Annotated in this window: 21 protein-coding genes and 1 tRNA gene; 4 read left to right on the top strand and 18 right to left on the bottom strand. The window is 64.1% G+C overall.

Going from position 1 to position 19,268, the window contains the following annotated elements:
* Nucleotides 1-18 precede the first annotated feature (18 nt).
* The 12 genes from MY55_RS09855 to gmk all read right to left on the bottom strand — a co-directional run bounded on the left by MY55_RS09855 (nt 19) and on the right by gmk (nt 10,489).
* On the bottom strand, nt 19-786 hold the full coding sequence (locus tag MY55_RS09855) for a DUF1223 domain-containing protein (protein WP_043576709.1): 768 nt from the start codon (nt 784-786) through the stop codon (nt 19-21).
* A 241-nt stretch (nt 787-1,027) separates the two neighbouring features.
* Entirely contained in the window at nt 1,028-1,234 is a 207-nt protein-coding gene (locus MY55_RS23415) for a hypothetical protein (protein WP_152680251.1), read from the bottom strand.
* 194 nt (nt 1,235-1,428) lie between these two features.
* Nucleotides 1,429-1,507 (bottom strand) — tRNA-Ile (locus MY55_RS09850).
* Between the two features lie 88 nt (nt 1,508-1,595).
* Complete coding sequence (rpoD, locus tag MY55_RS09845) at nt 1,596-3,521, bottom strand: RNA polymerase sigma factor RpoD (RefSeq protein WP_043578774.1); 1,926 nt, start codon at nt 3,519-3,521, stop codon at nt 1,596-1,598.
* Between the two features lie 77 nt (nt 3,522-3,598).
* Nucleotides 3,599-5,386: a DNA primase gene (gene dnaG / locus MY55_RS09840; RefSeq protein ID WP_043578771.1), complete on the bottom strand. Its 1,788-nt coding sequence runs from the start codon at nt 5,384-5,386 to the stop codon at nt 3,599-3,601.
* A 21-nt stretch (nt 5,387-5,407) separates the two neighbouring features.
* Nucleotides 5,408-5,854: a GatB/YqeY domain-containing protein gene (locus tag MY55_RS09835; protein WP_043578768.1), complete on the bottom strand. Its 447-nt coding sequence runs from the start codon at nt 5,852-5,854 to the stop codon at nt 5,408-5,410.
* Nucleotides 5,855-5,966: 112 nt separating this feature from the next.
* The gene (gene rpsU / locus MY55_RS09830) at nt 5,967-6,179 is read right to left on the bottom strand and encodes a 30S ribosomal protein S21 (protein ID WP_043578765.1); all 213 of its coding nucleotides are present in this window, start codon (nt 6,177-6,179) and stop codon (nt 5,967-5,969) included.
* Between the two features lie 163 nt (nt 6,180-6,342).
* Complete coding sequence (locus MY55_RS09825) at nt 6,343-7,137, bottom strand: thiazole synthase (protein WP_043578762.1); 795 nt, start codon at nt 7,135-7,137, stop codon at nt 6,343-6,345.
* A 49-nt stretch (nt 7,138-7,186) separates the two neighbouring features.
* Complete coding sequence (gene thiS, locus MY55_RS09820) at nt 7,187-7,396, bottom strand: sulfur carrier protein ThiS (protein ID WP_043578759.1); 210 nt, start codon at nt 7,394-7,396, stop codon at nt 7,187-7,189.
* Entirely contained in the window at nt 7,393-9,549 is a 2,157-nt protein-coding gene (locus MY55_RS09815; protein ID WP_043578757.1) for a RelA/SpoT family protein, read from the bottom strand. Before MY55_RS09815 ends, thiS begins: the two co-directional genes overlap by 4 nt.
* 18 nt (nt 9,550-9,567) lie before the next feature.
* On the bottom strand, nt 9,568-9,774 hold the full coding sequence (gene rpoZ / locus MY55_RS09810; RefSeq protein WP_043578754.1) for a DNA-directed RNA polymerase subunit omega: 207 nt from the start codon (nt 9,772-9,774) through the stop codon (nt 9,568-9,570).
* Nucleotides 9,775-9,856: 82 nt separating this feature from the next.
* Nucleotides 9,857-10,489, bottom strand: a complete 633-nt coding sequence (gene gmk, locus MY55_RS09805; RefSeq protein ID WP_043578748.1) for a guanylate kinase — start codon at nt 10,487-10,489, stop codon at nt 9,857-9,859.
* Between the two features lie 163 nt (nt 10,490-10,652).
* Here gmk and MY55_RS09800 point away from each other — a divergent pair, with 163 nt between their 5' ends.
* Together MY55_RS09800 and MY55_RS09795 are read left to right on the top strand one after the other, a co-directional pair.
* Nucleotides 10,653-11,951 carry an NCS2 family permease gene (locus MY55_RS09800; RefSeq protein ID WP_043578744.1) on the top strand — a complete coding sequence of 433 codons (1,299 nt, stop codon included), beginning with the start codon at nt 10,653-10,655 and terminating at the stop codon, nt 11,949-11,951.
* Nucleotides 11,952-12,065: 114 nt separating this feature from the next.
* Nucleotides 12,066-12,623: an adenine phosphoribosyltransferase gene (locus tag MY55_RS09795; RefSeq protein WP_043578832.1), complete on the top strand. Its 558-nt coding sequence runs from the start codon at nt 12,066-12,068 to the stop codon at nt 12,621-12,623.
* 98 nt (nt 12,624-12,721) lie between these two features.
* On the opposite strand, the gene MY55_RS09790 is transcribed toward MY55_RS09795, so the two are convergent.
* Genes MY55_RS09790 through MY55_RS09775 form a run of 4 tightly spaced genes read right to left on the bottom strand, consistent with a single transcriptional unit; the run spans nt 12,722 to nt 15,268 of the window.
* Nucleotides 12,722-13,483, bottom strand: coding sequence for an AsmA family protein (locus tag MY55_RS09790; protein WP_047237189.1), 762 nt, complete (start codon nt 13,481-13,483; stop codon nt 12,722-12,724).
* A 21-nt stretch (nt 13,484-13,504) separates the two neighbouring features.
* Complete coding sequence (locus MY55_RS09785; protein WP_047237190.1) at nt 13,505-13,798, bottom strand: DUF1700 domain-containing protein; 294 nt, start codon at nt 13,796-13,798, stop codon at nt 13,505-13,507.
* A 34-nt stretch (nt 13,799-13,832) separates the two neighbouring features.
* On the bottom strand, nt 13,833-14,930 hold the full coding sequence (locus MY55_RS09780) for a DUF1700 domain-containing protein (protein ID WP_043578736.1): 1,098 nt from the start codon (nt 14,928-14,930) through the stop codon (nt 13,833-13,835).
* Complete coding sequence (locus MY55_RS09775) at nt 14,927-15,268, bottom strand: PadR family transcriptional regulator (protein ID WP_043578734.1); 342 nt, start codon at nt 15,266-15,268, stop codon at nt 14,927-14,929. The genes MY55_RS09780 and MY55_RS09775 overlap by 4 nt, the downstream gene beginning before the upstream one ends.
* Before the next feature lie 268 nt (nt 15,269-15,536).
* Between MY55_RS09775 and MY55_RS09770 the strand changes: the two genes are divergently transcribed.
* Entirely contained in the window at nt 15,537-16,580 is a 1,044-nt protein-coding gene (locus MY55_RS09770; protein WP_043578731.1) for a patatin-like phospholipase family protein, read from the top strand.
* Between the two features lie 93 nt (nt 16,581-16,673).
* On the top strand, nt 16,674-16,973 hold the full coding sequence (locus MY55_RS09765; RefSeq protein WP_047237191.1) for a RebB family R body protein: 300 nt from the start codon (nt 16,674-16,676) through the stop codon (nt 16,971-16,973).
* 78 nt (nt 16,974-17,051) lie between these two features.
* Here MY55_RS09765 and arcC read toward each other — a convergent pair whose 3' ends face one another.
* Nucleotides 17,052-17,996: a carbamate kinase gene (gene arcC, locus MY55_RS09760; protein ID WP_047237192.1), complete on the bottom strand. Its 945-nt coding sequence runs from the start codon at nt 17,994-17,996 to the stop codon at nt 17,052-17,054.
* Between the two features lie 129 nt (nt 17,997-18,125).
* Nucleotides 18,126-19,136, bottom strand: a complete 1,011-nt coding sequence (locus tag MY55_RS09755; protein WP_047237193.1) for an ornithine carbamoyltransferase — start codon at nt 19,134-19,136, stop codon at nt 18,126-18,128.
* Nucleotides 19,137-19,268 lie beyond the last annotated feature (132 nt).

The following is a 19,268-nucleotide window of genomic DNA, read 5'->3' as shown; positions in this document are numbered from 1 at the left end:
TGTCAGTTCAGCCACTCCTCAGCGCCGGCAAGCGGCCACCACCGCCTGGCTCACCGCGCCGCTGTCCACGTCTTCCAGCCAAGCCGCCACGCCGCTGAACTCCGGCCTCTGGCCCGCGGCGAACGCCAAATGCCTGCTGAGCGCGGCATGGCCGCCGCCATCCAGCGCGAACGGCCCCCACAGGCCGCGCACCACTGCATCATGCCGCAGCAGGCTGCCGCGGTTCTCCCCCGCCTCCACCCAGCTTTGCAGGCCATTCTCAAACAGTGCCAGCATCAGCCTCTGCCCCGTTTTCACCGGCGTTTGCGCGCGCAGCGTCACATCCACCCCATCCGCGAACGTCCGGCTATCCAGCTGCAGCGTCGCGCCAGACGCGCTCTGCGGCAAGGCCTGCGCCAGCTCGCCATCGCCGCCGGGCCGCCAATCGCGGCCGTTGAGCAAGAACTGCGGCGTGTAAACCACCGCGCCGCCCGCCTGGGCGGCATGCCGGCGCTGACGCTCGGAATAAGCGGCGCTGGCGAAGCGGTCGCGCCAGCCCAAGCCGTCCCAGTAATCGACATGAAAGGCCAGCGCCAGCGCCTGCCGCCCATCGACAAAGGCCGGCGGCAGGGCCGACAGCCAGCGCTCGGCCGGCGGGCAGCTGCTGCAGCCTTCCGAGGTATACAGCTCCAACAGGGAAACCTGGCGCGCGGGGCCGGACTCGCCATGCGCCCGGCACGGCGGCGAAGCGGCCGGCGCGGCCCACGCTGCGGCGGACAGGCAGCAGGCGATGAATATGCGGATCATGCGGCGCTCCCGGCGACAATACGCTTGTTAGTCGGGCGGACTTGCGCGGCCTTACAGGCAAAGCGGCATCCGCTCCGCTCGCGGCCGGCCTCCTCGCCGGCGCGCAACGCAGCGCCGGAAGCCCGCCGCATGGAATGCGGGAAACGCAAGCGCGGAGCTTCGCCGAAATCCGCAGGCGGCAGGATGCAATGCCATTCCATCAAGACAGCGGCAGACTAATCTAGATAAGACAAAATCCGCTTCATGCTTTTTGAAAAGCCGCACGCATCCACAGGCCGGGAATGAAAAAACAATCGGAACCGTCGCTTGCCGCGAGAATAGGGAACGGAAAAGAAACTAAAGAAAATCGCAGCGGGAAAACAAATTGGAAAGGAAAAAACGACCCGCGCCATTCAAAAATTGATGTCCACGCCAGCGGCTGGCGGATAAACCCGACATGACGGCTCAATTGATAGCGCCCGCATGCCGCAAACAGCGGCCAGGGTCATTCGGCGGCGGGTTTCGGCCCTCATTAGCTGCGCAAAGCCCGCAAACCAGGAAAATCACCCGCTTTGAAGCCACAGCCGCCGCTATTCGCCGCCTAGGCTTACCGCCGGAAATGCGAAACGGCTTACGGAATAAACCGTAAGCCGCCGTATTATTTGGTGGGCCCCCCGAGAGTCGAACTCGGCACCAACGGATTATGAGTCCGCTGCTCTAACCAGGCATGAGCTAGAGGCCCAGAGCGCGCCATTATAACAGTAAAAAACAAAAATCCCCAAGCGCTTTATTCAAGATGCTTGGGGATTCCTTAGCCGTCAAATGCCGCTTTACTGGCCGCCCGGCTCGTTGTCGAGGAAGCTGCGCAGGCGTTCCGAACGGGTCGGATGACGCAGTTTGCGCAGCGCCTTGGCTTCGATCTGGCGAATCCGCTCGCGCGTCACGTCAAACTGCTTGCCCACCTCTTCCAGCGTGTGGTCGGTGTTCATATCGATGCCGAAACGCATGCGCAGAACCTTGGCCTCGCGCGGGGTCAGGGTGTCCAGCACTTCCTTGGTGGCGTCCTTCAGGCTGGAATACATCGCCGCGTCGGACGGAGCCAGGTTGTTCTGGTCCTCGATGAAGTCGCCAAGATGGGAATCGTCGTCGTCGCCGATCGGGGTTTCCATGGAGATGGGCTCCTTGGAAATCTTCATGATCTTGCGAATCTTCTCTTCCGGCATCTCCATCTTCTCGGCCAGCTCCGCCGGATCCGGCTCGCGGCCGCTTTCCTGCAGGATTTGCCGCGAGATGCGATTCATCTTGTTGATGGTCTCGATCATGTGCACCGGAATGCGGATGGTGCGCGCCTGGTCCGCGATGGAGCGGGTGATCGCCTGGCGAATCCACCAGGTGGCGTAAGTCGAGAACTTGTAGCCGCGGCGGTATTCGAACTTGTCCACAGCCTTCATCAAGCCGATGTTGCCTTCCTGGATCAGGTCGAGGAACTGCAGGCCGCGGTTGGTGTACTTCTTGGCGATGGAAATCACCAGACGCAGGTTGGCCTCGATCATTTCCTTCTTGGCGCGGCGCGCCTTGGACTCGCCGGCCGACATCTGGCGGTTGATTTCCTTCAGCGCCTTGATCGACAGCATCGCGCGGTCCTGCAGGTCCGACAAGCGGGTCTGCTTCTCGATGATCGCGTGCTTGAAGCGGGTCAGCGCCTCGCTCCAGGCCTTGCCGGACGAGATTTCGCTCTCCACCCAGTCAAGATTGATCTCGTTGCCCGGGAACACCTTGATGAAGTGGGCGCGCTCCATGCGCACGCGGCTGACGCAGATGTCCTGGATGTCGCGCTCGTAAGTGCGGATCTCGTTGACGCGGCCGCGCAGCGACTCGCAGAGGCTTTCCACCTGGCGGGTGGCGAAGCGCACCAGCATGAACTCGGTGGTGATCGCGTCCTGCAGCTCCAGGTATTCCTTGCTCTGATGGCCCTTGCTGTTCAGCACCTTGACCATCTTGTCGAACAGCAGGCGCACGCCGGCGAAGTGCTCCAGCGCTTCTTGCTTCAGCTCTTCCAGATTGGCGGCGGCGTCGGCGTCGGCGTCGACTTCCTCGGCGTCCTCCTCCTCGTCCTCGTCCTCTTCCAGCAGCTCGTCTTCGGCTTCCGGCTCGGCGTAGGCGGCTTCGTCGCCGCTGGGCGCGTTGAGGTCGATGAAGCCATCCACCACCTCGTCGACGCGGATTTCATCGCGCGCCACGCGTTCCATCAGCTCCAGCACCTCGGCGATGGTGCCGGGGCAGGCGGAGATGGCCTGGATCATGTACTTGAGGCCGTCTTCGATCCGCTTGGCGATTTCGATTTCGCCTTCGCGGGTCAACAGCTCGACCGAACCCATTTCGCGCATATACATGCGCACCGGGTCGGTGGTGCGGCCGAATTCGGAATCCACCGACGACAGCGCCGCCTCGGCTTCTTCCACCGCGTCCTCGTCGGCGACCGCCGGCGTGGCGTCGGACATCAGCAGGGTTTCGGCGTCAGGCGCTTCTTCGCATACCTGGATGCCCAGACCGGAAATCATCGTCACGATGTTTTCGATCTGCTCCGCGTCGGATACGTCTTCCGGCAGGTGGTCGTTGATTTCGGCGTAGGTCAGATACCCACGCTCCTTGCCCAGGGCGATCAGCTGGCGCAAGCGTTTCCGCTGCTCTTCCAGGCTCATCACCTCCTGTTGGCTGTCCTGCACATCTTTCTGGTTTTCGGGAGAGGCCGCCATTTCGCTTCCTGCTTGAAAAAAAGCCGAAAAAAACAGTTGATTATAACACAACTACCTGGGTTTTTCCGCCGAACCTGTTAGTTCGGCGACGAGAACATTTCCCGCAACAACTGGCCGAGCAGGGCTTTCTCCTCGGAGGTCAGCCCTTCGTGCCGGTCCTTCTGTTTTAGCCGCTCCAGCTGGGCCGCATGCAGCATTTTCAGCAGCCTGGCGTTGCCGTCCTGGAACTGCTGCCGGTCGTCCGCGCCGGGGTCGGCGAACTCGTCCGGGTCCTGCATCGCCTGCTGCAGCACGCTGTCGATCAAGCCCTCGTAGGGCGTGCCGCGCAAGCCTTCCACCAGCTGCGCGGTATTGGGCTCTTCGCCGTGCTCCTGCACGCGCTCGGCCAGCATCGCGAAGCAGGCCAGCTCGTCCGACAGCGCCAGGCTGTCCGGCAGCCGCACGTCCGGCGCCCAGCCGGGGTTCATCAACAGCCACTTGATCAGCTTCCTGACCATTGAGGTATTCATCACCCGCTGCGACTCGGCCGGCAGCTTGTAATCTCGCCTGCCGCTCTTGCCGCTTGCCTGCCGCGGCTTGCCGCCGGTCAGCATGTCGAACTCGTCGACCTCCACGCCGGCCAGTTCGGCCAGGCGCTTCTTGATGATGAAGCCCAGCGCCGGCGCGCTGATCTGCGCCAGCAGCGGCGCCGCCCGCCGTATCAGGTCGGCCTTGCCTTCCGGCGTGCTGAGATTGACCTCCTTGCACAGCTCGCGGGTGAAATACACCGACAAGGGCAGGCTTTGCTGCTCCAACACTTCCTCAAACGCATCGGTGCCGAATTCGCGCACATAGCTGTCTGGATCGTGCTCGGCCGGCAGGAACAGGAAGCTCAGCGCCTTGCCGTCCACCAGCTGCGGCAGGCTGTTCTCCAGCGCGCGCCAGGCCGCCTTCTGCCCGGCCTTGTCGCCATCGAAGCAGAAGTACACCTGGTCGGCGTGCTTGAGCAGCTTGCGCACATGCTCGCCGGTGGTGGCGGTGCCCAGCGTGGCCACCGCGTAGCCGACGCCGTACTGCGCCAGCGCCACCACGTCCATATAGCCTTCGACCACCAAAACCCGGTTCTTATCCCGTATCGCCTGGCGCGCCTCGTACAGGCCGTACAGCTCGCGGCCCTTTTCGAACAGCGGCGTTTCCGGCGAGTTCAGATACTTCGGCTCGCCCTTGCCCAGCACCCGCCCGCCAAAGCCGACGATGGCGCCGCGCTGATTGCGGATCGGGAACATCAGCCGGTCGCGGAAGCGGTCGTAGCGGCGGCCGCTGTCCTCCGCCACGATCACCAAGCCGGCCTCCACCAGTTTTTCGTCCTGGTAGTTGGCGGTGATCGCCTCCAGGTTCTGCCAGCCGTCCGGCGCGTAACCCAGCCCGAAACGGGCGGCGATCTCGCCGGACAGGCCGCGGCCCTTGCAGTAGGCCACCGCGTTGGGCCCGCCTTTCAGCTCGCGGCGGTAGTAGTCGCTGGCCATTTGCATCAGTTGCTCCAGCGACACCTGCTTCTCGCGCGCCTTGCGGCTGGCCTCGGGATTGACCGCCCGCTCGTCGGGCACCTGCATGCCTATGCCTTCGGCCAGCAGCTTGACGGCGTCGACGAAGCCGACGCCCTGGTACTCCATCACGAAGCCGATGGCGGAACCGTGGGCGCCGCAACCGAAGCAGTGATAAAACTGCTTGCTGGGACTTACCGTAAATGAGGGCGATTTTTCCTTGTGGAAGGGGCAGCAGGCCATATAGTTCTGCCCGCCCTTCTTCAAGGGGACGTAGCGGTCCACCACGTCGACGATGTCGACGCGGGACAGCAGTTGATCGATGAAGTCCTGCGGAATCAAGACAGCGCGGCCCGGCTACGCTCAGGCGCTGAGCGCGGCCTTGATCCAACCGGACACCTGCGCCATGTCGGCGCGGCCGGCCAATTGAGGGCGCAGCGCGCCCATCACCTTGCCCATGTCCTGCATGCCGGCGGCGCCGGTGTCGGCCACGGCCTTGGCGATCAGCGCCTCGATCTCGGCCTGGCTCAGCTGCTGAGGCATGTACACCATCAACACATCCATCTCGGCCTGCTCCTTGGCCACCAGGTCCAGGCGCTGCGCGCTCTGGTATTGGGCGATGGAGTCACGACGCTGCTTGAGCATCTTGTCGATGACGGCGGTGATGCCGGCGTCGTCCAGCTCGATGCGCTCGTCCACTTCCTTTTGCTTGACGGCGGCCAGCAGCAGGCGGATCGCGCCCAGCTTGTCGGCTTCCTTCGCCTTCATGGCGGACTTCATGTCGTCGGTGATTCGAACTTTGAGGCTCATGGTCGTGCTCGCTTGGGATTCAGGCGCTGCGGCGGCAGCGAGGAAAAGGCGGGAGTACAAATGGCAAAACCGCAGGCATGGCCTGCGGTCCTGCTTGGTGCCGGGAAAACTCTTAGTAGAGTTTCGGCGGCAGCATTTGGCTGCGGATGCGCTTGTAGTGGCGCTTAACCGCGGCGGCGTGCTTGCGCTTGCGCTCGGTGGTCGGCTTCTCGTAGAACTCGCGGGCGCGCAGTTCGGTCAGCAGACCAGTCTTTTCCACAGCGCGCTTGAAGCGACGCAGAGCAACTTCAAACGGTTCGTTCTCTTTAACGCGAATATTCGGCATTTACTTAAGGGTCCTTAGATTTCTTTAGGGCGCGGCCAGGGCCGCTGCCTGTAAAAACAGCATTTTAGCAATGTTACTGCATTTGTAAAAGTCTGAAACGACAACGTCAGGTCATCTTGTGGTGTTTTGCGCGTTCGGGCGCGGCCAGCCTGGGCCATGAACATCACGACTTGACGGAAGAAATCACCCCCTCACTAGGAGAACTTGGCGTTGCACTATAAAAACGTTTCGGCATCCGGCCGGCCTGATAGGCGGCGCGGCCAGCTTCCACGGCCAGTTTCATTGCGCGCGCCATCAACACCGGATTGCGGGCGCCGGCAATCGCGGTATTCATCAGCACGCCGTCGCAGCCCAGCTCCATCGCGATCGCCGCGTCGGAAGCGGTGCCGACGCCTGCGTCCACGATAACGGGGACCTTGGACTGCTCGATAATCAGTTGCAGGTTCCACGGATTCAGGATGCCCATGCCGGAGCCGATCAGGCTGGCCAGCGGCATGATCGCGCAGCAGCCTATCTGCTCCAGCTCGCGCGCGATGATGGGATCGTCCGAGGTATAAACCAGAACATCGAAGCCCTCCGCCACCAGCACCTCGGCGGCCTTGAGGGTTTCCTTCACATTGGGGTACAGATTGTTGGGATCGCCCAACACTTCCAGCTTGACGAAACGGTGGTCGTCGAGCAATTCCCGCGCCAGCCGCAAGGTGCGGATGGCATCCTCGGCGGAATAGCAGCCCGCCGTGTTGGGTAGCAGGTTATACCGGCTTTTCGGCAAAAAGTCCAACAAATTCGGCTCGTTAGCGTTTTGCCCCAGGTTCACCCGGCGGATCGCCGCGGTGACGATCTCGGTGCCGGACGCGTCCAGCGCCGCCGCGGTCTGCTCGAAATCCTTGTATTTGCCGGTCCCCACCAGCAAGCGAGAACCGAACTCCCTGCCGGCTATCACCAGTTTATCGTCCACCTGCGTTCCTTTTCTTCCGTTGACGTCGACATGGCGCGGGCGGATGGTCTCAGCCGCCGCCGACCGCCACCACGATCTCCAGCACATCCCCGTCCGCCAGCAGCTCCGCCGCATGCTGGCTGCGCGGGACGATCTCGCCGTTGCGCTCGATGGCGATGCGCTTGCCGCCCAGCTGCAGCGCGTCGACCAGCTCGGCGAAGGTGGCGATGCCGGCGAAACTGCGGTCTTCGCCGTTGATGCGCAAATTCAATTGACTCATCTTCTCTCCACGCGTTGCACCACCGCCAGCTGGCGGACGGCGTTCAGCACGCGCTCCAGGTGCTCGACGCCTTCCACCTGCAGGCGGAAGTGGATGTTGAACAGGCCGTCGCCGTCGCGGCTGCTGTCCTGGGTGTCGGCGCTTTCGATATTGGCCGACGCCTGCGAGATGGCGGTGGCGATGTCGGCCAGCGCGCCGCGCTCGTTGCGCGACAGCACGCCGACAGTGACGCCGAACATCCGGTCGCGCTGCGCCTCCCAGTTCACTTCCAGCAATTTGTCGTGGTCGGCGCGGCGGGCGTTCGGGCAATCGACGCGGTGTATCACCAGGCCCTGGCCCTTGGTGATGACGCCCAGTATCTCGTCGCCCGGCAGCGGGTTGCAGCACGGCGACAGCTGCACCATGCCGGCCTCGTTGCCGCGGATGGTGATCGGGCCGACGCGCACGCCCTCGCCCAGGCGCTCGCCGGCCAGCTCCAGCATCCGGCGCGCCACCACGATGGGCAGCAGCTTGCCGGTGCCGATCTCGGCCAGCACGTCGTCGAAACTGCTCATTTTCTCGCCGTAGGCGGCGAAATACTCGACCCGCAGGTCGTCGCTGACCGCCAGCGGCGTGGTGGCCAGCGCGCCCACCGCCTGGCGCAGCAGCTTCTCGCCCAGCGCCACCGCCTCTTCGCGCTGCAGGCTCTTCAGGTAGTTGCGGATGCCGGAGCGGGCGCGGCCGCTTTGCACGAAGGCCAGCCACGACGGATTGGGCTTGGCCTGGGTGGAGGTGATGATCTCGACGGTGTCGCCGTTGCGCAGCACGGTGCGCAGCGGCACCAGCGCGTGGTTGACGCGCGCCGCGATGCAGCGGTGGCCGACATCGGTGTGCACCGCGTAGGCGAAATCCACCGGGGTGGCGCCTTGCGGCATCACCATGATCTTGCCCTTGGGGGTGAACACATAGACCTCGTCCGGGAACAGGTCGATCTTGATGTGCTCGAGGAATTCGACGGCGTCGTCGCTCTCCTCCTGCATGTCCAGCAGCTTCTGCAGCCACTGGTGGGTGCGCTGCTGCGCGGTGTTGACGCCGCCGCCGCTCTTGTACATCCAGTGCGAGGCGACGCCGGCCTCGGCCACGCTGTGCATCTCGCGGGTGCGGATCTGCATCTCCACCGGCGTGCCGTAGGGGCCGAACAGCGTGGTGTGCAGGCTCTGGTAGCCATTGCCCTTGGGGATGGCGATGTAATCCTTGAACTTGCCGGGAATCGGCTTGTACAGGCTGTGCAAGGCGCCCAGCGCCAGGTAGCAGGCCGGGATGTCGTTGACCACCACGCGGAAGCCGTAGATGTCCAGCACCTCGGAGAAGGACAGGTGCTTCTCCTGCATTTTCTTGTAGATGCTGTAGAGGTTCTTCTCGCGGCCCTTGATGGTGGCTTCGATATTGCTTTGCACCAGCCGCTGGCTGACCGCCTGCAGGATCTTGTTCACCACTTCGCGGCGGTTGCCGCGCGCGGCGCGCACCGCCTTCGACAATACGCCGTAGCGGTGCGGGTGCAGATGTTTGAACGCCAGGTCCTGCAGTTCGCGGTAGACCTTGTTCAGGCCGATGCGGTTGGCGATCGGCGCGTAGATTTCCAGCGTTTCCAGCGCGATGCGGCGGCGCTTGTCCTCGCGCATCGAGTCCAGCGTGCGCATATTGTGCAGCCGGTCGGCCAGCTTGACGATGATCACGCGGATATCGCGCGCCATCGCCAGCACCATCTTGCGGAAGCTTTCCGCCTGCGCGGCTTCCTTGGTCTGGTATTCCAGCCGCTCCAGCTTGGAGAGGCCGTCGACCAGATCGGCGACGATCTTGCCGAATTTCTCGATCAACGTCGGCTTGGTGACGCCGGTGTCCTCCAGCACGTCATGCAGCAAGGCGGCCGCCAGGCCCTGCACGTCCAGCCGCCACTCGGCCAGCATCGTGGCCACCGCCAGCGGATGGGTGATGTAGGGCTCGCCGCTCTTGCGGGTCTGGCCTTCGTGCGCCTCGCGGCTGACCGCGAAGGCCAGCTTGAGCAGCTCGATGTCTTCCGGCTTGAGGTAACGCCCGGCATTCTCGAAGAATGCCGCCGCGTCGGAATCGATCAGGGCGTTGTAATCAATGCCTGTCTCTATGCCGGTGCCCATCGTCCGCTCCGTCAGCTATCAGGCCTTGCCGCGGTTGAGGATTTCCTTGCCGACGTGGCCGGCGGCGATCTCGCGCAGGGCGACCACGGTCGGCTTGTGGCGGCCCGGCTCGACAAAGGCGCTGGCGCCGGAAGCCACCTGGCGCGCGCGGTAGGCGGCGGCCAGAGTCAGGTCAAAGCGGTTCTGGATGCGGTCCAGGCAGTCGTCAACAGTAATGCGGGCCATGGTTTCTCTCGGATGGATTAAAGGTTGCAGGGTTCACTATATCGAATTTTCGCCTTTGCAATACAGCGTCGGCGGACTATTTTTACTGCGCGCCGGCGGTGCCCATGCGGCGGAACATCTCGGCCAGGCGACGGCACTGCGGCCCGCTCTTCAGGCGCTGCGCGCGGACGATGCTGATCAGGTCCTGGCGGGCGCGCTCGAAGTCGTCGTTGACCACGATGTAGTCGTACTCGGCGATCTTGTCGATCTCGGCGCGGGCAGAGGCCAGCCGGCGCAGGATCACTTCCTCGGCGTCGGTGTCGCGGCCGCGCAGGCGGCGCTCCAGCTCCTCGATCGAGGGCGGCGCGATGAAGATGCCGATGGCGTCGGGAAACACCGCGCGCACCTGTTCGGCGCCCTGCCAGTCGATTTCCAGCAGGATGTCCTGGCCGGCCTCCAGGCGGCCGCGGATCCACGGCGCGCTGGTGCCGTAGCAGTTGCCGTACACCTCGGCGTGCTCGAGGAAATCGCCGCGCTCCACCATGGCGTCGAACACCGAGCGCTCGACGAAGTGGTAATGCTTGCCGTCGATCTCGCCCTTGCGCGCCGCGCGGGTGCTGTAGGACACCGACAGCTCGACGCTGGGCTCGGCCTGCAGCAAGGCGGCCACCAGCGAAGTCTTGCCGGCGCCGGACGGCGCGACCACGATGTAAATGTTCCCGATAAGCTGGCTCATAAATACAAACGTTTGCCGGAGAGTAATTTTTCAGGATAGCACAGCGGCCCGGCAATTGTTAAGCAAAGACATATTTTCACGTCAAGATTTAGGCGTTTGAACGCTTGCTGGCCGATAATGCCGCCGTTTTCATACCCCTGTAACTCGCCCGGAGTACCGCTTCATGCAACTGCTGGAAAGCTTGTTCAAGCTCAAGGAACACGGCACCACGGTGAAGACCGAAGTCATCGCTGGCTTCACCACCTTCCTGACCATGGCCTACATCATCCTGGTCAACCCGCTGATCCTGTCGAGCACCGGCATGGACCTCAACGCGGTATTCGTCGCCACCTGCCTCGCCGCCGCGCTCGGCACCGCCATCATGGGCCTGGTGGCCAACTACCCGATCGCGCTGGCGCCGGGCATGGGCCTGAACGCCTACTTCACCTTCAGCGTGGTCAAGGGCATGGGCCTGTCGTGGGAAACCGCGCTGGGCGCGGTGTTCATCTCCGGCCTGGTCTTCCTGGCGGTCAGCCTGTTCAAGGTGCGCGAGGCCATCGTCAACGCCATCCCGCAATCGCTGAAGTTCGCCATCTCGGCCGGCGTCGGCATGTTCCTCGCCATCATCGCGCTGAAGAACGCCGGCGTGATCGCCGCCCATCCGGCCACCTATCTGACGCTGGGCAACATCCACAGCCCGACCACGCTGCTGGCCATCCTGGGCTTCTTCCTGATCGTGGCGCTGGAATACCGCAAGGTGCCGGGCTCCATCATCATCGGCATCCTGGTGGTGACCGTGCTGTCGATCGCGCTCGGCCTGTCGCCGTTCAAGGGCATCGTCGCCCCGGTGCCCAGCATGGCGCCCACCTTCATGGCGATGGACATCAAGGGCGCGCTCAACGCCGGCCTGATCGGCGTGATCTTCGTGTTCTTCTTCGTCGACCTGTTCGACACCACCGGCACCCTGGTCGGCGTGTCGCACCGCGCCGGCCTTTTGGACAAGGACGGCAAGCTGCCGCGCCTGAAGCGCGCGCTGATGGCCGACTCCATCGCCATCACCGCCGGCGCCGTGATGGGCACCTCGTCCACCACCGCCTACATCGAATCCGCCGCCGGCACCGCGGTGGGCGGCCGCACCGGCCTCACCGCCATGGTGGTGGCGCTGCTGTTCCTGGCCGCGCTGTGGCTGTCGCCGCTGGCCGCCACCGTGCCCGCCTACGCCACCGCGCCGGCGCTGTGCTACGTCGCCGTGCTGATGGCGCGCGGCCTCGCCGAAATCGAATGGAACGACCTGACCGAATCCGCGCCGGCGGTGATGACCGCGCTGGCGATGCCGTTCACCTTCTCCATCGCCGACGGCATCGCCTTCGGCTTCATCAGCTACGCGGTGATCAAGATCCTGGCCGGCCGCTTCGCCGACCTGAAGCCGGCGGTGCTGGTGATCGCCGCGCTGTGGGTGTTCAAGCTGGCTTTCTTCGCCTAAAAGCACAATAATCGGCTTGCAAATCTGGCCTGCCGCCTTTGCGGCAGGCCTTTTTGCTGAGCGCCGCCCGTCGGCAAACCACGCAGTCTCTTGATTTCGAAGTACAATAGCGCCATGGAAAACCTCAGCAATCTCGACTACTCCAGCTACCTGAAGGGCTGGATCCGCACCGTGCCCAACTGGCCGCAACAAGGCGTGATGTTCCGCGACATCACCCCGCTGCTGCAAAACCCGAAAACCTTCCGCATGCTGATCGACATCTACGTCCATCGCTACATGACCGAGAAGGTGGACCTGGTGGCCGGCCTGGACGCGCGCGGCTTCATCATCGGCTCGGTGCTGGCCTACGAGCTGAACGTCGGCTTCGTGCCGATCCGCAAGAAGGGCAAGCTGCCGTTCACCACGGTGGAAGAGGAATACGAACTGGAATACGGCAACGCCGCGGTGGAAATCCACACCGACGCCTGCAAGCCCGGCGACCGCGTGGTCCTGATCGATGACCTGGTGGCCACCGGCGGCACCATGCTGGCCGGCTACAAGCTGCTCAAGCGCATGGGCGCCGACGTGCTGGAAGCCGCGGCCATCATCGAATTGCCGGAACTGGGCGGCGGCCAGCTGGTGCGCGACGGCGGCCTGGACCTGTTCACCGTCTGCAGCTACAAGGGCCACTGAGCCCGCGCACGCGAACCAGGAGCCTCCGGGCTCCTTTTTTGCGCGCGCAAAAAAGCCCGGCGCAAGGCCGGGCAAGGGACACGGAGTCATACCGTTGCTCAATTCTGTTCCAGCGACACCTTCACCGCCTGGCCCTTGACCCGCAGCTTCAGCGGCGCGCCGGGAGTATTGGCCCAGTCGCCGCTGACCTTGCTGGCCTGCCCGCTGACCTGGTAGTCCAGCTTGGCGGCCTTGCTGCCGGTGAATTCCAGCTTCACCATCTGGCCGTTGACATCCACGCTGGCTGCCGGCTGCGCGCCCTGCAGCGCGATGTCCGCCTTGATCGCCTGGCCATCCAGCGCCACCGCGCGGCTGGCGCCGTCGAAGTCCAGATTCACCGCGTTGCCCTTCAGCCGCAGTTCGCCGACCTGGCCCTTGACGTCGCTCTTGACCGCCTCGCCGGACAACCTCACCGCGCCGTATTCGCCGTTCAAATCGACATGCAGCGCCTGGCCCCGCATCTGCACCTGGTCGAAGCGGCCGGACACGTCGCCGTCCACCGCCTTCAAGTCGACATCCAGCTTCTTGCCCGGCTTGACGTTGCCGCGTATCACCAGCCGGCAGCGCTCCGCCGCCACCGCGCCCAGGTCGATCCGGAAGGTCAGGTCGCCGCCCTGGCGGGTGGCCGCCACCTTGCAGTCGGCGTCGGACCAATTGCGCTTCTCCAGGCTCAATTTATACGGTTTGGCGGCGTCGGCGGTCAGCTCCAGCCGGGCGGCGTCGCCGCGGAAAATCAGCCGGTCGATGTTGCCGGCCTCCTCGGCCCGGGCCGCGCCGCTGCCGATCAGCAGCAGGCAGGCGGCGGTCTTGGCGATATCCATCATGCGTCTCCTCGTCATGGTTCAGTGCAGGTACAGCCAGTAGCTGGCGACATTGACCGCCACCGCGGCGGCGGCGGCCAGCGCGTGGATCGCCAGCTGGCCGCGGCTGTGGCGCAGGATGCGGCGGCGGGCGAAGGCGGCGGCGGCCAGCTGCCGGGTTTCGGTCAGGATCGCCAGCAGGCGGTTTTCGCTGCCGCGGTCGGATACCGCGTCGCGGATGTAGCAACGGTAGTCGTTGAGAATCTTGCGCAGCTCGGCTTCCGGCAACCCGACCAGGGTCAGTTGCAATTGCTGCAGGCAGGCATCGTTTTTCATGATCAACACTCCCAATGGATGGCGAAGCTCTGGTTCAAGCCGCGGCGTTTTCGCGGTCCTTGCCGGAAACCAACTCGATTTGATACTTCACATAGGACACCAGCACGCGCCAAGTCAGCCGGGTCAGCCACACGCAGAACACCAGTCCCAGCGCGCCGGCCAGCAGCAGGCCCAGTCCGACGATGGCCGCGCTCATCCCCACCGACATCCCCGGCAGCGCGTCCAGATGGACAAAGCTGATGCCGTCCTTCACCGTGATCTTCTTCTCGCTGATCTCCAGCACGCTGTTGCCGTCTTTCAGCACCGTCAATCCATGCGGGCCGCTGGCCTCGATCTTCACCTCCTGGCCGCCGGCCGACGCCTGCAGACTGGTCAGCCGGCCGTTGTCGTCGACCCGGAACGCGGCCTGGTCGCCGCCGCTGCCGCTGTAGGCCAGCGCCGCCACCGCATGGCTGTTGATGCTGACTTCGTCGTCGTCCGTCTGCTGCAGCAGCAGGCGCGCCGGCTGGCTGGCGTCCACCTTCAGGCTGTCGCCGTTGCGGCTCACTACGATGGGATCGCCCTGGCGGGTAGTCAGCCGGATCGTGCTGCCGGAGTCCGGCTCCAGCACCAGGCGGCCATGCTCGATGCGGAACTCGCCCGAGGCCGAGCCGTCGTCCGCCTTGACGTCCACCAAGCCCGGCGCGCCGCGATGGCCGATATCCAGGCTGTCGACGCTGAACTCCGGCCAGCCGAACAAGCTATGGCTGCCCCAGCCCAGCACCACCGCCAGGCCGGCCACCAGGAAGCTGACCGACACCACGTAGCCGATGGTCAGGAACATCAGGTAGACCATGAAGGGGATGGCGAGGAAGAAATTCAGCACGCCCAGCCCGGCGATCGACGCCACCACCCGCGACAGATTGCCGAAGGAGCGGTGCTGCTCCCATTGCCGGTAGTGGTTCTGCGCCTTCAGTTCGCGCGCCAGCTTCTGCGGGCTGCCCAGCGCCGCCACCACGTCGGCCTCGTCGCGGCCGTCGGCCAGCGCGTCGTTGAAATACTCTTCGTAATCGGAGAGGATTTCGCGCACCATTTCCGGCCTCTGCCCGGACAGCGCCCTCTCCAGCTGCTGTAAAAAGTCCTTGCGAGTCATTGCGATGTCCCTTCAGTCGAGGCCGCCGGTTCGTCCCGCAGCACGTTTTCCACTTCCGTCACAAACTCCTGCCATTCCTGGCGCATCACCGCCAACTCCCGCCGCCCGATATCCGTCAGCTTGTAATACTTGCGCGACGGGCCCGACGACGACTCCACCAGGTAGGTGCTGACCCAGGACTCGTTCTGCAGCCTGCGCATCAGCGGGTAAATGGTGCCTTCGCTGATCTCCATTCCCTGCGACAGCTTGCTGACCAGTTCGTAGGCGTAGCTGTCCGCCTGCGACAGCACCGCCAGCACGCACATGTCCAGCGTGCCCTTCTTCAATTGCGTTTTCATCTTTAACCTTCCTAGCCGACTGGCAATACACGATACCTTGCATTACAAGGAACCAAGGTGGACTGCTGCATCCGCATCTGTGACTGAACTGTATGACAAGATACCTTGCATCGCAAGGTATCTTTCATTGCAGAATGGCATGCCGATGGCAATGACGTTTTTCCGCCACAACATTGTCATCCCTGCTGCATTGCAAAAACCGGATCAGCAACCATACTTCAGCCATGCTTTTGTCTTCGCCAACGACATGAAACGGGAGAAACGCGTAATGGCTGAATCCGCAAAACCCTCCATCGCCCTGGTGTTGGGCGGCGGCGCCCCCAACGCCACGCTGATGGCCGGCGCGCTGGTGGCGCTCACCGAAGCCGGCGTCAGCTTCGACATCATCTCCGCCTCCGGCGCCGGCGCCATCGTCGGCCTGCTCTACGCCGCGCCGCGGCAGGGCGATGCCATCTCGGCGCTGAGCAAGCTGGCCGATCTGGGCGTGTCCGATCCCATCTACAATCTATTTCCGGTCAACTACAAGGTGTTCAACAAGCCGGGCAGCCTGGCCGACGCCTGGCGCCGGCTGCAATCGAGCAATCCGCTGCTGCAGGCCATCCAGAGCCAGGCCGACCAGGGGCCGGCGCAAAGGCTGCTGGCCGATTGGACCTCGCTGCTGCTGGCCAGCTTCTGCCCCAGCAGCCTGGCCAGCGACAGCCAGGGCCTGTGCGCGCACGTGCCCTTCATCGAGCAGGTGGTGGACTTCGCCAAGCTCAAGGACATCCGTCCCGAGTTCTACCTGAACGCCTACAACATCAGCCACGGCGCCATGCGTTGCTGGGACAAGCGCGAGGTCACCCACGAGCACTTCCTGGCCGCGCTGTCCTTCCCCTTCATCTATCCGCCGTACCCGCTGGAGGACGGCTATTACATCGAAGGCGCCGCCATCGACACCCTCAACTTCAAGCGCCTGTTCGAACTGCATCCACACATCGACTACACCGTGGTGTTCGACGTGCTGGGCAGCGACCGGCTGCTGCACCCGCCGCGCAATCTGTACGACGCCTGGGTTCAGTCCATCATCGCCCCGCTCACCGCCATCGCCCGCGACGACCTCAGGCTGTTCGAGGCGCTGCACAACCGCGACGAGCAGGGCCAGCCGCGCACCGAGGTGCTGAGAATCAATTTCGACGCCCACATCGGCAAGGAAAGCGCGCGCGAAGAGCTGGACTGGTCGTACTCCAACCTGGCCAGGCTGTACCAGGCCGGCTACCAGGCCGGCAAGGACGCCTGCCGGCAGCATGCGCGGCAATTGGGCATCCAGGCCTGAGCTGCGTAGTTGCAACTATTCAATCCGGCGAGGCGGCCGGTTACTCTGAAGCTGGCGCGCGCGACCGCTGCGCGGATTTCCAGGAGGCAGACCATGGCACTACCCACCGCAGTCAACAGCCAGATCACCGACGCCGTCACCCAGGCCAATGTCAAGGTGGTGGGCGATGCCCCCGCCATGGCGATGGGCGACCTCTACCAGTCCCTCGCCCACTCCGCCGGCATCCTGTACGAAAACGCCGCCTCGTCGCAGCAACAGCTCGCCATCGCGGGCCAGGCCGCCAGCAACCAGGGCGTGATCCAGATTTACAGCGTGGACGCCGGCGAGCCGGCGCTCGGGCCGATGGACGCGGCCGAGCTGGAGGCGCTGATCCACCAGCTCAAATCCGAATAGCGCCGGCGCGCCGCATAGAAAAAGGGCTGCCGGATGGCAGCCCTTTTCTCTCGTCAAACCGTTTCGCTTCGAGCCAGCTTAGTACCAGTCTATGCCGGCCTTTGCGGTGGAAATCACCGTGCCGGCCTCGCCCTTGACGATCTTTTCGATGTCTTCCAGCGCGCCGATCACCGCCTTCTTGCCGGTCAGGCGGGCGAACTCGCAGGCGGCCTCCACCTTGGGGCCCATCGAGCCGGCGGCGAAGCCCAGCTTGTCCATCTCGTCCGGATGCGCATGGCGGATGGCCTTGGCTTCCGGCGTGCCCCAGCCGACGAACACGCTTTTCACGTCGGTGGCGATCACGAAATAATCGGCGTCCACTTCGCGCGCCAACAGCGCCGAAGCCAGATCCTTGTCTATCACCGCCTCCACGCCGACCAGCTTGTCGCCCTGGTACATGGTGGGGATGCCGCCGCCGCCGGCCGCGATCACCACCACGCCCTTCTCGATCAGCCACTTGATCGGCCGCATCTCGAAAATGCGCTTCGGTTTCGGGCTGGGCACCACGCGGCGGAAGTACTCTCCATCGGCCTTCACCGCCCAGCCCTTCTCCGCCGCCAGCTTCTCGGCTTCGTCCTTGGAATACACCGGGCCGACGAACTTGGTCGGGTTCTTGAACGCCGGATCTTTGGCGTCCACTTCGGTCTGGGTCAGGATGGTGGCGATCGGCACTTCGAACGGCAGCACATTGCCCAGTTCCTGCTCCACCATGTAGCCGATCATGCCCTCGGTCTGCGCGCCCAGCACGTCCAGCGGATATGGCGTCACCTTGCCGTCCACGTGGCGCGCGTAGGCGTCGTTCTGCAGGCCCAACAGGCCCACTTGCGGCCCGTTGCCGTGGCACATCACCAGGTTGTGGCCCAGCCGGGTGACGGCGGCCAGCTGCTCGGCGGCCACTTTGACGTTGGCGCGCTGGTTATCGGCGGTCATGGCTTCGCCACGACGCTGCAGGGCATTGCCGCCCAAGGCTACGACGACTCGCATATTCTGTTCCTCGGTCTTGCCGGGCCCGCCGCGCGTGGCGGCGAGCCGCGTTCTGAATGTGAAACCGGCCAGGGCTCCCGGTCAGGGAAGCCTTGGCCGGCGAAGTTGCTGCGGATGGCTAGCGCTGGATCATTCGCCCAGCGTGGCCACCAGGATGGCCTTGATGGTATGCATGCGGTTTTCCGCCTGCTCGAAAGCGATGCAGGCCTCGGACTCGAACACGTCCTCGGTCACCTCGATGCCATTGGCCAGCTCCGGATACTGCGCGGCGATTTCCTTGCCCACCTTGGTTTCGCTGTTGTGGTAGGCCGGCAGGCAGTGCATGAATTTCACCTGCGGGTTTTCCGCGGCGGCCATCAGCGCGCTGTTGACCTGGTACGGCTTCAGCAGGCGGATGCGCTCGGCCCACACTTCGGCCGGCTCGCCCATCGACACCCAGACGTCGGTGTGGATGAAATCGGTGCCCTTGACCGCGGCCTTGGCATCTTCGGTCAGCGTGATGCGGGCGCCGGTCTTGGCAGCGATTTCGCGGCATTCCGCCACCAGCTCGTCGGTCGGCCACAGGTGCTTGGGCGCGCCGATGCGCACGTCCATGCCCAGCTTGGCGCCGATCACCAGCAGCGAGTTGCCCATATTGTTGCGGGCGTCGCCAAGATAGGTGTAGCGGATCTGCGAGATCGGCTTGTCGCTGTTTTCCCACATGGTCAGCACGTCGGCCAGCATCTGGGTCGGATGCCATTCGTCGGTCAGGCCGTTGTACACCGGCACGCCGGCGAACTTGGCCAGCTCGTTTTCCACCATGTCCTGGTCGAAACCGCGGTATTCGATGGCGTCGTACATCCGGCCCAATACGCGGGCGGTGTCCTTCATCGACTCCTTGATGCCGATCTGCGAGCCGGACGGCCCGAGGTAGGTGACGTTGGCGCCCTGGTCAAAGCAGGCCACCTCGAAGGCGCAGCGGGTGCGGGTGGAGGTCTTTTCGAAGATCAGGGCGACGTTCTTGCCCTTCAGGTGCTGCTGTTCGGTGCCGGAATACTTGGCGCGCTTCAGATCGCGGGCCAGATCCAGCATGTAGCGGATCTCGCGCGGGGTGAAGTCCAGCATGCGAAGGAAGTTACGGTTGCGCAGATTGAAAGCCATGATGTTGCTCCTGATTAGAGTCTGGGCAAGCCGGCCGTCGCTCCCGGAGGAGCCGGCGGTCAACCTGTCGTATTGCAAACAAACTAGATGCGGATTTCTTTTTCCGGCCGGACGCGCCGGCCGGGACAACAG

The organism is Chromobacterium subtsugae (assembly GCF_001676875.1).
Taxonomy (GTDB): domain Bacteria; phylum Pseudomonadota; class Gammaproteobacteria; order Burkholderiales; family Chromobacteriaceae; genus Chromobacterium; species Chromobacterium subtsugae.
Note: the sequence above shows the minus strand (reverse complement) of the source record. Positions and strands in the feature narration are given on the sequence as shown.